Genomic DNA, 11,622 nt, shown 5'->3' with positions numbered 1-11,622 from the left:
TTCCTATTTTTCGCTGTTAATCTCTTTTTCAATAAGCCGATACTTATCTTTAATATCCTCGCCATTATAGTAATCTAATAAGTCAGCTTTAGTGAGCGTCCCGTCATTAAGGAATTTTTTCAAATAGTGTTGGTTAAACTCCATGAGCAACATGCTTTTTTCTAATTGTTTCAATATAGACTTATTATTTTCAATGTTATTTTCGACCAGGCTCCGGATGGTTAAAATCTCGTTGAGCCCTTTGATGATTCTGTTGACCATGATAGCCAGCAGGTCTTTGTCCAGTTCGACTGGCACTGCATTTAAAGCAATGTCGCGAGCCAACATATAGGCGATTATCAAATTGCTATAGTCGCCTTTTTGCGAGTTTACAATAGCAACCAGGCCTATACCGGAAATATAGCCAACATTTTCAAACTGTTTGAGAACGGTGATGTCCACCAAGGACACATCAAATACAATTAAACTAACCTTAGCATCCCTGTTGGCTTGTGATTCGATCAGTTGACTCCAAGCGGTGTCAGTATGCTTAATAAACACATCTTTAGATTCAATTTCGCCAACTTTAATACTCTTATCGAACTTGCATTCAACAACAATTTTCAGGTCCGATTTTCCCTCCAGTTCACAAACAATATCGCCTGTTTTATTTTTTGGCAGTATGCCGGGTATATTTCTTACCAGGAGTGCTTTGTCTTTTATTTTCTTTTCTACAAAATATGCATTCAAAAAGTCTGCAATTTCCTCTTCCGCAAGTGACCCTTTAACCGATGATTTATAAAACAATTCCTTTTTCATGTCGAAAATCATCTTTAGACTTTCGAGTTCGGTACCCAGTTCGTTAGATGTTTTTGATAGAAATGAAGAAATGCGATCTTCCATTAACGCTAAAACCCCAATATATAAGGCGCGAAGCAATTTAGCATCCCTTTCAGCTACCGGAAGATTATCAAAATAATTGAAAACGACAGCGTTTTCGATTTCGAAATCCTTTATTTCAACACGTTTTAGCTGTTGATTTAGACTGATCATTTCTTTAAACTTTGGAAAATCGATAATTGCCTTTGATGTTTTGGGCGAGGTATTGACCATGGGAGGCTGCACTCATAATTCCATCATATTCGCGTTGTGGCACATCAAAATACTGATAAACGCCCCCATTTAAAAATTCAATTTCTAAGGTTTGCGAATTTGGTTCATAACCGATTGACGCAAGATTTGAGGAAGTAACTGGTTCTCTTTTCATATGTTTCTATTTAATAATTCGTTTGATAAATGGACTTTGTGATCGCCATGCTTCTAAAAGCTCCTCATAATTTGGATTGCCCTCCATTTTGATACCCCAGCCCCCCGGTTGAGTTGAAAACTCTTCATCATGTTCATCATAAATTATGGGGTCTTGGCTATCTGGCCTTTTATCTTTAGGGGGCGCTTCTATCAATGTACGCATTGGTAGTTTTACAGCTTCACCAAGAATAATGGCTTCGCCCGTCCTAAGTATCGGCAGCATACTTGTTAAACCTTCCAGGTTGTCCGTGACAGCACTCGTAATATGTCCTCTATCTGTCGCGTTCGCAAGCCTTAATGCAAAGAATGTCCCACATTGGGAAAGTATCGTGGAGTTAACTTCAGATGGACGCTGGCTTACAATCATGGCACCAATCCCATATTTACGGCCTTCTTTAACTATTTTTTGTACAATGGTAAGAGCGCTACCCTCATTGTTAAGGTAATTATGCGCTTCTTCCATCAATAATAGTAATGGCCTATTCCGACCACCTTGTGATAGATTCCTTGCCCAGAATAGCCCGTCATAAATTATTCTCAATAGCACGCCAATAATGGTATTCAAAATGCTAATTGGAACGCCTGACAGATCCATAATCGTAATTGGTTTATCGCTTCCGATCCAGTCTTTTAACAAACTGTCCAAATCTTTTTCTGTTTTTCCGTCCGCATCCGGGGTCCATTCTCCTGGTTTAAACAAAAAATCAAAACGCGGAATCCTTAGTTTCGCACCGAGTGATAGCACTTGCTGTCCAACATTTAGACTTCCCGGTAGATAGTTGATCTTTTCCGGGTCACCAGCATCGTTTTTCGGTTTTTTAAATATCGGAGCAATGGCAGTTTCAGCATTTCCATTTAATTCAACACCCTCACCATCTAATTCATAGGCCAAATTATCCATTGGTAGGCCGTCTCTTTTATAATAGGTCGCAAAACATTCCAAGTACAGTTGATGCCAAAGCTTGTTCAAACTAAATGGTATAGGCGAATCGACATTCAGCGTGTCTGGGTCGACCCCTTTTTTAGGATATAATCTGATGCTTTCCAGTTTGGCAAGTGAGATCCGCTCCAACATAATGTTTTCATCTTTCTCATTATTAAACGCGCCCAAGCTAATGTTGCATAACTCCTCAAAGTTTAAAGCCCAAAATGGAATGAATAAGTCTTTTTCGATACTGCCCTCTGTTTTATCTGCATTAACCTTATAAATGTTCGCCCGGTCTTTTAATGCCTGAGCGTACTCTCCATGAATATCAAAAACAATCACCCTGGCCGATGGATAGCGGGATGGATCCGAAATAGCATTCAATATACTGGCCACCGTCGTTGATTTTCCCGAACCAGTTGTTCCCACTATTGCGGAATGCCGGGTAATTAGTTTGTTAATATCGATCAGCGCCGGAATTGATTCCGCACCGGAGATATGACCGACCTTGACAAAATAGGGCTTATCTGGTTGACCGTATATTCTCTTCAAATCCGATTCCGAGACCAAGTGCACTTCGTCGCTTATTGTGGGGTATTGTGATATACCTCTCTGAAAAGAGCCGTTTCGCTGGCCCTCGCCAATCAGTTGGATTTTTATCCATCTGTTCCCGTAAGGCTGTGCGGCGACTTGATTCTCAGGCACAGCGCTCGCGCCAACTTGCGTAACAATACCAAAAAGATCAATGTAGCCGATCGGAATTTTAACAAAACTGCCGATCTGGCCGATTCGATAACCTTCACCATCCACATAGGTTAAGCCGGACGGTGCCCCACTTCCCAAGGTGACACTAACAGAAGTTCCGTTGACATCCTGTATCGTGCCTAAATAGGTGGATTTAGTTGCCATGCTCTTCCACTTTAAACTGCTCCTTACCAATTAGTTCTTGCAGAAAATCACCCAAAAGGGAGAAATCACCCAAATGAAATTCATACCGGGTGGTGGTCGCTTCCGTTTCCTTTCCGTCGGCATCCTTTATCTTTTCGACAATACATTTAACCGCATTGGCGATGTTTTCGTCAGCTTCATACTCCGTTTTTGATGGCCGCCATTTAGCCCTCAGACCACCGATAACAGCCTCGTCATAAGCCCATATACTCAGATTAGACCTGTTTTCAGCGAGTTTAAGCGCTTGCTCATATCTGACGAACGTTTTCCCGGTTTTTTCATCTTTATCAGTTAATGTACCGAACAATAGCCCTATGACCATTGCGGTAGGGTTAGCCTTTAACGCGTTTAGGATGGTGTCATTCAAATGTTCGTCACTAAACGAATACCCTGATAGGATCAATACCGCCGAATTTTGGCGAAGGAATTTATTGAGGCGGTCTATCAATGCCAAATAAGGCATTTTTCTGCTTTGATCGTATTTTAAATGAGAGGGTTGTATAATACAAGGATCGCTTTCTTCCAAACTGGTGGAACGATAAACATCTTTCTTGTTTTTCTGATACCAATTAATTGAGCCATGTATTTTCCAAAGTCGAGACCAATGCTTCGGAATTAAGCCATCTTCAACGGCCCTTAGGTCAAAGAATGGTTGTTTGGAGCCAACGAAACCATCAAAATAAGGAACGCCAATGTATTCGAATGCTTCTTCAACAAGTAAATCATAATTAGTGGTGAAGATCTCAATCGGACAATCTCTTTCAATATTATGTATCCATTTAGCTAGTTTATGATACGGCGTTTTGTTGTCGGGCAATGACACCTTTAACTTTTCGGCTATCTTACTGCATACCCTTGTTTCGAGGTCTGATAATTCAACATCAGAAAAACCTCGGACATCAGCTGCCCCGGCAGAAATTTGTTTCATCCCCCGTATGAAACTGAGAATATCTTCAATATTCGCACTTGTCTTCCCCGTTTTTTTTATCTCCCCGATCAACAGCGTATAACAATCCGCAATACTTCTTACCTTTCCGTCTTTCACATCTTTTTCTTCAAGTAATGACTCGGAAACGTATTTCGTTAAACCGGCAACATCAGGTATGAGCGGCCACTCATCTTCAGGCATGTTAACAGCCAAAGGACAGCCCGCAGAGATAAAAAAACCAACAGGTTTCTTGTCTTGCGATAACGTTTGCCTTAAATATTTGGATTGTCGAATGGGATCATGAAAGCTCATCAGCTGGAAAGGTTTATTATTTAATAAACTTATAAAATATTTCCAATAATACAGCATTTCAAGAAAATGCCGTAATCAATTGATCAAAGTGTCAAGCACTGTTCCGGAACAATCTTTACCTATGTCTGTTATCTGAATATGCTTATTATGCAACTTTACCTCTTGCAACTCGCCGACGCCAAATACTATGTCGGCCAAAGCAGCCGCCCCCAGGTGCGCTTCAGCGATCATCAGCTCGGCCAGGGCGGCAAATGGACGCGGTTGTACCCACCTGTTGCACTCCTTAAAACCAAAACCATTGAAGTGGAGAACCTGCGCGAAGCCATCCTTTATGAAAACTGGATGACCCTGCATTACATGGAACAATATGGCTGGCAAAATGTCCGTGGCGGTGATTTTTTGGATGTGGAGGACGAAAGAATAGCAGAAAAGATCAATCATATTTACGATATTACGGCTAATAAGATCAATTACTATATTCCTGACTGCAAATATCTATTTGGCGCCAGTAATGACTGGCTGGTCTATGTACTGGAACTGGAGCATGGCTATTATTACATCGGCAGCGGTAAGCGTCTCGGCAAAGCGCTTGGAGACCATTTTAACGGCAGCACCATCAATTGGACAAGAGCGCACCCGCCGGTTAGGTTAATAGAATGGCATGTCGTCAAACCGGAGGACGGTCATTATTTAGCTTTCAAACAAAAGTTGGCAGAACGCTACCGGAAACGCTATGGTGCCGAAAAGGTAGTAGCTGGCAATAAAAATACATAATCACCGCCACGGACATTTTGCCAGCCATACTTTCGCAGGTAAGTTTCCGTTAACTCATTTTCAAAACTAAGCGGGACGCCATGAAATGCGGTTAATACCCGAAGAACTGGGAACTGACGGGTCCAGTCTGAACCTTTACCGCGAAAGTGGCAATCCAGCCGTTTCTGATAACGTTTGGTAAATCCTATGTAATACCGGCCTCCCTCCAGTACGAGCAGATAAACAGACCCAAATACCGGCAAATCGATAATCGGGCCTTTGCCATAGGTTGGATGTGGACACCTAAATTGACGCCATGCGATAATAAAATCCGCAGCGTTGCCCTTACGTACGCATTCAAAACACTCGAAATAATCCAACTCCGGGCTAACAATCATGCACGCTTGTGCCGACTCATGAAACGGGCAGCGGCAGCGATAGTCTTCACCCAAAGGTTGGAGGTCAGCATAGGTACCGATCAGGTGGCGAATATCCTTCATGTTAATACTTTAAACCGGTCTTTATTAATAGCCAGCAAATCATATACTACGACCCCCACCGCGCCACAGGCCAGTTCCAGGTTGCGCTGAAACTCATACTCCAGCCGGCTGAATTGCAGCCAGCCGTTGCGCACCAGTTGCACCCGTTTGGCGCCGGATTCGGTGGCTATGCGTAAAACGCGCGGGAGGTCGGGCAAGACGCTGCCGAGTTCGCAGATGGCCAGTAATTCCCGGTCGGCGGTCATTAATAATAAGAGGTAACTCAGGCCATCGTTTCGTTCTAAAATTGGCCGCACATGCACCGCCACGGCTTCATGATCAAGTAGCCGCAACAGCGGGATGCTCGTCAGCCGTTTGGCGATCTCGACCACGGCCAGCAGGGTCAGTGCTTTAGCCTCGCCGATGCCTTTGGTGACGCAGAGTTGCTTAACGTCCGCTTCCGGCAGGTCTTTCAAGGTCATCTGTTCCAATAAGTCGTCACAAATTTTGGATACGGGTAAATTGCGGTTACCCTTGCCAAACAAAATGGCCAGCAGTTCCGCGTCGCTCAGCGCATGCGGTCCTAACAGTTGCAGTTTTTCCCGCGGCCGTTCCATCGGCGGCAGGCTTTTGATATTTTCCATCAGGCCGGCCTCCCTTCCCCGTGCGTATACCGTATCAAGATCATCGACAGCGCCTCGATAAAAAACGCAAAATCGTCTTCGAAAAGAATAATGCTAGACCCGTTATAAGGGCTTTCCGGCCTACTCATCTTTCGCGTGATCTTTAAATAATGCCGCTCGTTCCGGGCGACCCGCAGGTTGACCAAATACCGATCGGTCGTATCGCCGAAACTCTCCCAGTCCAGCGAAAAATTTTTGGTTGTTTCCATAAGGCAAAGTTCTCTCAAACAATCTTTTATCTTGTTGTTTTATCTATTTATAGCCGTTTCTAAACGTTTAAAAACATGGAAGAAAAACTTTGCCTGAATTGCGGCGAGCCAGTCGGTTCCGGCCGCAGGGACAAAAAGTTTTTATGTAAACCTTTACATAAAAAGCGTTATGTAATGTTCCACATTATGTAAAGCCACACTGCCATTTACACTTTAACAAGCGATCAAAACTCGTCTGGCACTACAGTTTACATAACTGATTTTACATAATTTCTAATATTTAAAGATTATTAACCTTTTAAATATTAAGTAATTATGGAACTACAACAAGGTCTCTCCGAGCTTGTCGAAGGTGTTACAACCCTCTTGAGAGATAACGGATTCAGTGAAGTAACATTAGAGAATTACAAGGTATCCTGGCGCCAACTTGATAAGTACATGCATCAGCGACCGATTGTCGCTTATTCCGAAGACGTCGGCAACGCCTTTCTTCAAGAGCAATACGGATCAATTCCAGAAAGTGATCTTAAGGACCGTCAGAAAAACAAAGTCCTGCACATAAAAGTATTGTCCTACTATCAGCAAAAGGGAGCCATTCTTAGACCGAACAAACTGCAACCATGCCTAAATGAGCTTGCGACCGGTGTTGCCGCGCTCATGAGAGCAAAGCAATTCAGTGAAGTAACAATACAAGACTATCGATACGTCTGGTACCAACTTGACCGGTACATGCGCCATCGGGAAATAACCAATTATTCAGAAGATATTGGCAACGCTTTTCTTGCTGAAAAATTTGGCCCAATTCCATATAGTAGCATGACAGAGAACCAAAAAAAGAAGTTTCATTACGTAAGGGTATTAGGGCATTTTCAGAAAACCCAAACCTTGCTTAAGCAGCACGACCCTAAAAAGATCATCTTTTCCGGCGAATTAGGTGCTCCGTTTAATGACTATTTACAAGAAATAGCACTCATGAACCGTGCTGAGCAAACACTGATGCGATACAAATATTACATCAATTCATTGTATCGCGACCTTTTGAAATACAACATGACCGCGGCTGAAATAAGCATACCCTATCTTATGCAGTTCCTTGCAAGGCTCGATCATGCAAAGAAGCCAGTAGAAAGAAATCACATTATATCGGTAGTAAGGATGTTTATAAGGTTCCTGTGTGAAAAAAATCATTTGCGGAATAATCGGCAAGAGTACTGGATGCCGGTATTAAAATCCAGGCGTATTAACTCGGCCAAATTACCTTCGGTCTATTCAGCCGAGGAAGTGGAGCGGCTAATAAGTTCAATAGACAGGGCAAGCTCCTGCGGAAAAAGAGATTATGCGATGATATTGCTTGCGGCTAGGTATGGGTTACGTGGCACCGATATTATAGGGATGCGATATTGTAACCTTGATTGGGCGAATAACCAGATCAAGCTATTCCAACACAAAACCGGGAAAAAGATAGTATTGCCATTATCGGAGGAAGTTGGCAATGCCATCATTGACTACTTAAAGTTTGGGCGACCGACGATTGACGAACCCTATCTGTTTATTACCGCACAAGCGCCTTATGAAAAGATCACTAAGGTTAGCCTGTTAACATCGGTCGTCAGCAACCACATGAAAAGATCCGGCATCGGTTGCCAGGATAGAAAACATGGCGCACACAGCCTAAGACATAGCCTTGCAAGCAACCTGCTTGTTTTGAACCAACCGCTGCCAGTTATATCCGAAGTGCTTGGGCATTCAAAAACGGCCTCAACATTAGTCTATTTACGAGTAGACTTCCAACAATTGAAGCAATGTGCCTTAGAAGTTCCTTATGTACCATCAACCTTTTATGAAAACCTATATGAGTAAGAACCCGACACTTGGCATCTATAGTGAATTGATACAACATTATATTGCCTATAAACGCAGCCTTGGCTTTAAGTTGGATGATAGGGCTGACTTCCTTAACAGGATACATCGGCTCAAAAGTATACCGGAAACCTTGACAATGGGCCTAACCAAAGAAATGTTCGACGAATGGAGCATACTCGCCTTAGGAGAATCAGAAGCACACCGTTACGGTAGGATAATGTTGCTCAGAGCATTCTCGGTCTATTTGCAGATGATCGGCTACGACTCTTACCTGCCCAAAGCCCCCAAGTTCAAATCTACCTTTCAGCCTCACATCTACACGGATAATGAAGTAGATGCGATATTCAAAACCTGTGATAAAATGTTTATTAAGCATAGGGTACATAACAGTCAATTCGGCGCTATGCCAACATTCCTTCGCGTGTTGTATGGCACGGGAATGCGGTTAAGTGAGGCCTTAAGGCTTAAACACAAAGATATTGATCTGGATAAGGGCTATTGTATTCTACGTGAATGTAAGAATGGCCAGGACCGTTTAGTACCATTCTCCCTTTCGTTGGTACAAGTATGTAAAGATTATTGCCTGTTCAATCAAAAACAAGGCATTATCATCGGACCCGAATCACCCTTTTTTGTCGCATTGGACGGCAGTGCGTGTACCGAACATACGGTGTATCGGCTTTTCAGAACAGTGTTGCACAAAGCAGGGATACCGCATAAAGGTGGCGGCAATGGCCCACGTCTTCACGACTTTCGCCACACGTTTTGTGTCAAATCGCTGTGGAAGATGGCCGGATCAGGCGCTGATATCTATCACTCCATGCCAATTCTATCTACTTATATCGGCCACAAATCTATAGAATCAACAAACAGGTATGTGCGCCTCACCTCGGAGATGTATCCAACGTTGGTTGATAGAGTTAATACCGCTTACAAATACATCTTTCCGGAAATGGAAACCGAAGAAATAGAATCACTCACTAACTAAAACACGATATGAAAACCACGGACTTTTCTAAATATATTACTGACTACTTAACACAATATCTACCAATCGAATGTGGCGCTTCTCCCAACACGGTACAGGCCTACAGCGTAACGTTCGTTCTGCTACTTAAATATCTCAAATCTGAGGAAGGTATAACAGCAGATAAGATCTGCCTAAAAGATATTACGAAAGCACGAATGCTGGAGTTCTTAAAATGGCTCGAAGCAGAGCGTAAATGCAGCGTATCTACCAGAAACGCCCGGCTTGCAACGCTGCATTCCTTTTTCAAATATCTGCAATACCGGGATATTACTGGCATAGGGGTATGGCAGGAGATACTAACGATCCCTTTCAAAAAGGTTGGGCAACCCGAAATGGCTTATTTGAAAACAGATGCTATAACCTTGGTTCTGAAACAACCCAACACCGATACCAGGATGGGGCGGCGTGACCTTGCGTTACTTGGATTGATGTACGACAGCGCAGCACGAGTACAAGAGATCGCGGATCTCACACCGGCTGACTTTCGGTTCGACGGTACGGTTACCGTCAGGCTGAAAGGCAAAGGAAGTAAAGCACGCATTGTACCACTGTCGGAAAATCAGGTAAAAAACCTCAACCGTTATATGCACGAAAATCGGCTTTTCGAACCACATGCCTGCGTTTATCCTTTATTCAGTAACCCGCAAAACAATAAACTATCGAGAGCCGCAATCCTAATGATCGTTAAAAAACATACCAATCTGGCCCGATTGAAGAAACCGGATATGATACCTGCGGGTATCGGTTGCCATTCTATGAGACACTCTAAAGCCATGCATCTTTTAGAGGCGGGTGTTAACCTGGTTTATATCAGGGACTTTTTGGGGCATTCTTCAGTAACCACCACGGAGGTTTATGCCAGAGCTAGCGCTGAATTGAAACTGGAAGCATTAAAAAAGGTCAACCCATCGATCGTAACCGATAGAAAATCGACGTGGCAAAAGGATGGGCAATTGTTAAGCTGGCTTAAAGAATTACAGCTTAAACATTAGATTATTATGTAAAGTAAAACTCTTTCAGAATGCGCTGTTGATTGCTATAACGGCGCATTCTTTACATAACTACGAACGTTACATAAAAATATTGCAGCGATGCCTGCAAAACTGATTATAACAACAATAAAGCGCCGGAAATGAGTTTGGCGGCCTACATGAAGCGGGTACAGCAAATCCTGGTGAAGAACCGGCAGATACTCGACCAGTGTTTAGGCGACAGGAACACCATGTCCATGGACAAACAGGACCTGGACGGCCGAGGCTTTACCTTTAAGTATTTTACCAGCCGTACGCGCACCAAAAATAGCGGTGAAACTTATTGCTTCTGTTTTGAACTCGGCTACAAAGAAATGGAGGACGAACGCATCATCATCGTCCGCCGGGAACGGGAAATTATTTTTTGAAATATTGTTTCATGAGATGACCGCAGGTAACCAGGAAATCCTCGCTATAATTTTCGTGATCCAAAACGAACGTCCCTTCGTAGGTATGTCGTTGGACATCCCATTCAATAAATTGGTCAACTAACTGCGGGATCTCGGAGATCCGGTGATAATGATTTTTACCAATGACCTCCATACAATTATTGAAATGGTAAGCTTCATCGCGCGTGACCAGTTTGATCCATTTTAAAAAATTCTTATGCCCGAAAGACCGGTAAAAATCGTAATCGGCCGCATAGGATTTGGTCGTGGCGATCTCATCATACGCCAATAAAAGGCAGGTCTTAAATTCGTCCTCCAGCAAATTCCGAATTGGCTCAAAATTCGTTGAGCGCTGATGTAACCTATCCTGCACCTCCTGGACAGTAGTATCATACAAAGTGCAGTAAATGTGCTGGAAACCCAGGTAATGGTTATACTCATCCCTCCGCCACACATATTCGAAGGCTTTAAAATCCGGTGAAAGGCCGAATCCTTCCTGTTTTAAATAAAGGCAGAAGTGCTCCGCATCGTATTCCGAACATAAATTGTCCCAGAAAACCGGTTTATTCGCTGCGATCACGTCGTCAGAAAGCACGATCTTACTTTTGTCCAGATGGCCGATGAGCCGCCCGCTGTCCCAGGGGATGGATTTTGGCACAAAGTCCGTTAACGGATAACTGTCACTGCTCCCACAAAATAAGTTGTGCATGGTATTCTATTTTTTTACTACCTTTCTTGTCCTTAGACACAGTGTCAATAAAGGATAACTAAACATTATCACGTGG

General features: G+C 43.2%; 13 protein-coding genes. 5 read left to right on the top strand and 8 right to left on the bottom strand.

Translation table 11 applies throughout. The annotated features are described in order from the left end of the window. Window positions 1-3: 3 nt before the first annotated feature. The 4 genes from AC07M6_RS11215 to AC07M6_RS11200 are packed head-to-tail and all read right to left on the bottom strand — an operon-like array spanning window position 4 to window position 4,400. A complete protein-coding gene (locus tag AC07M6_RS11215; RefSeq protein ID WP_494889407.1) occupies window positions 4-1,032 on the bottom strand; it encodes a hypothetical protein in 1,029 nt (342 codons plus the stop codon). A gap of 4 nt (window positions 1,033-1,036) precedes the next feature. Beyond that, window positions 1,037-1,246, bottom strand: coding sequence for a KTSC domain-containing protein (locus AC07M6_RS11210; RefSeq protein WP_494889405.1), 210 nt, complete (start codon window positions 1,244-1,246; stop codon window positions 1,037-1,039). Between the two features lie 6 nt (window positions 1,247-1,252). After that, window positions 1,253-3,121 carry an ATP-binding protein gene (locus AC07M6_RS11205; protein WP_494889403.1) on the bottom strand — a complete coding sequence of 623 codons (1,869 nt, stop codon included), beginning with the start codon at window positions 3,119-3,121 and terminating at the stop codon, window positions 1,253-1,255. After that, complete coding sequence (locus AC07M6_RS11200) at window positions 3,111-4,400, bottom strand: SIR2 family protein (RefSeq protein ID WP_494889401.1); 1,290 nt, start codon at window positions 4,398-4,400, stop codon at window positions 3,111-3,113. Before AC07M6_RS11200 ends, AC07M6_RS11205 begins: the two co-directional genes overlap by 11 nt. A gap of 147 nt (window positions 4,401-4,547) precedes the next feature. Between AC07M6_RS11200 and AC07M6_RS11195 the strand changes: the two genes are divergently transcribed. Beyond that, window positions 4,548-5,174 (top strand): GIY-YIG nuclease family protein, encoded by a 627-nt coding sequence (locus AC07M6_RS11195; protein WP_494889400.1) that lies wholly within the window; start codon window positions 4,548-4,550, stop codon window positions 5,172-5,174. On the opposite strand, the gene AC07M6_RS11190 is transcribed toward AC07M6_RS11195, so the two are convergent. The 3 genes from AC07M6_RS11190 to AC07M6_RS11180 are packed head-to-tail and all read right to left on the bottom strand — an operon-like array spanning window position 5,132 to window position 6,524. Next, entirely contained in the window at window positions 5,132-5,653 is a 522-nt protein-coding gene (locus AC07M6_RS11190; protein WP_494889399.1) for a CHC2 zinc finger domain-containing protein, read from the bottom strand. The two genes, AC07M6_RS11195 and AC07M6_RS11190, sit on opposite strands and share 43 nt — an antisense overlap. Further along, a complete protein-coding gene (locus AC07M6_RS11185; RefSeq protein ID WP_494889398.1) occupies window positions 5,650-6,276 on the bottom strand; it encodes a UPF0758 domain-containing protein in 627 nt (208 codons plus the stop codon). The genes AC07M6_RS11190 and AC07M6_RS11185 overlap by 4 nt, the downstream gene beginning before the upstream one ends. Then, window positions 6,276-6,524 (bottom strand): hypothetical protein, encoded by a 249-nt coding sequence (locus AC07M6_RS11180; protein ID WP_494889396.1) that lies wholly within the window; start codon window positions 6,522-6,524, stop codon window positions 6,276-6,278. Before AC07M6_RS11180 ends, AC07M6_RS11185 begins: the two co-directional genes overlap by 1 nt. A 315-nt stretch (window positions 6,525-6,839) precedes the next feature. Between AC07M6_RS11180 and AC07M6_RS11175 the strand changes: the two genes are divergently transcribed. The 4 genes from AC07M6_RS11175 to AC07M6_RS11160 all read left to right on the top strand — a co-directional run bounded on the left by AC07M6_RS11175 (window position 6,840) and on the right by AC07M6_RS11160 (window position 10,816). Further along, window positions 6,840-8,384: a site-specific integrase gene (locus tag AC07M6_RS11175; protein WP_494889395.1), complete on the top strand. Its 1,545-nt coding sequence runs from the start codon at window positions 6,840-6,842 to the stop codon at window positions 8,382-8,384. Beyond that, window positions 8,377-9,375 (top strand): tyrosine-type recombinase/integrase, encoded by a 999-nt coding sequence (locus AC07M6_RS11170; RefSeq protein WP_494889394.1) that lies wholly within the window; start codon window positions 8,377-8,379, stop codon window positions 9,373-9,375. The genes AC07M6_RS11175 and AC07M6_RS11170 overlap by 8 nt, the downstream gene beginning before the upstream one ends. An 8-nt stretch (window positions 9,376-9,383) precedes the next feature. Continuing rightward, window positions 9,384-10,409 (top strand): tyrosine-type recombinase/integrase, encoded by a 1,026-nt coding sequence (locus tag AC07M6_RS11165; protein ID WP_494889392.1) that lies wholly within the window; start codon window positions 9,384-9,386, stop codon window positions 10,407-10,409. Between the two features lie 140 nt (window positions 10,410-10,549). Then, window positions 10,550-10,816, top strand: a complete 267-nt coding sequence (locus tag AC07M6_RS11160; RefSeq protein ID WP_494889390.1) for a hypothetical protein — start codon at window positions 10,550-10,552, stop codon at window positions 10,814-10,816. Here AC07M6_RS11160 and AC07M6_RS11155 read toward each other — a convergent pair. Beyond that, on the bottom strand, window positions 10,806-11,546 hold the full coding sequence (locus tag AC07M6_RS11155) for a hypothetical protein (RefSeq protein WP_494889388.1): 741 nt from the start codon (window positions 11,544-11,546) through the stop codon (window positions 10,806-10,808). The genes AC07M6_RS11160 and AC07M6_RS11155 overlap by 11 nt on opposite strands. Between the last annotated feature and the right edge of the window lie 76 nt (window positions 11,547-11,622).

The sequence above is a fragment of the Mucilaginibacter sp. GW821-FHT07H05 genome, from assembly GCF_059418485.1.
The sequence above is the reverse complement of the archived record's forward strand: the minus strand, read 5'-3'. Positions and strand labels throughout refer to the sequence as shown.

Coding starts and splice junctions, on each gene's coding strand:
- AC07M6_RS11190 (WP_494889399.1), bottom strand. CDS start 5,653: ATGAAGGATATTCGCCACCTGATCGGTACCTATGCTGACCTCCAACCT.
- AC07M6_RS11160 (WP_494889390.1), top strand. CDS start 10,550: ATGAGTTTGGCGGCCTACATGAAGCGGGTACAGCAAATCCTGGTGAAG.
- AC07M6_RS11175 (WP_494889395.1), top strand. CDS start 6,840: ATGGAACTACAACAAGGTCTCTCCGAGCTTGTCGAAGGTGTTACAACC.
- AC07M6_RS11155 (WP_494889388.1), bottom strand. CDS start 11,546: ATGCACAACTTATTTTGTGGGAGCAGTGACAGTTATCCGTTAACGGAC.
- AC07M6_RS11180 (WP_494889396.1), bottom strand. CDS start 6,524: ATGGAAACAACCAAAAATTTTTCGCTGGACTGGGAGAGTTTCGGCGAT.
- AC07M6_RS11170 (WP_494889394.1), top strand. CDS start 8,377: ATGAGTAAGAACCCGACACTTGGCATCTATAGTGAATTGATACAACAT.
- AC07M6_RS11165 (WP_494889392.1), top strand. CDS start 9,384: ATGAAAACCACGGACTTTTCTAAATATATTACTGACTACTTAACACAA.
- AC07M6_RS11185 (WP_494889398.1), bottom strand. CDS start 6,276: ATGGAAAATATCAAAAGCCTGCCGCCGATGGAACGGCCGCGGGAAAAA.
- AC07M6_RS11210 (WP_494889405.1), bottom strand. CDS start 1,246: ATGAAAAGAGAACCAGTTACTTCCTCAAATCTTGCGTCAATCGGTTAT.
- AC07M6_RS11215 (WP_494889407.1), bottom strand. CDS start 1,032: ATGATCAGTCTAAATCAACAGCTAAAACGTGTTGAAATAAAGGATTTC.
- AC07M6_RS11195 (WP_494889400.1), top strand. CDS start 4,548: ATGCAACTTTACCTCTTGCAACTCGCCGACGCCAAATACTATGTCGGC.
- AC07M6_RS11205 (WP_494889403.1), bottom strand. CDS start 3,121: ATGGCAACTAAATCCACCTATTTAGGCACGATACAGGATGTCAACGGA.
- AC07M6_RS11200 (WP_494889401.1), bottom strand. CDS start 4,400: ATGAGCTTTCATGATCCCATTCGACAATCCAAATATTTAAGGCAAACG.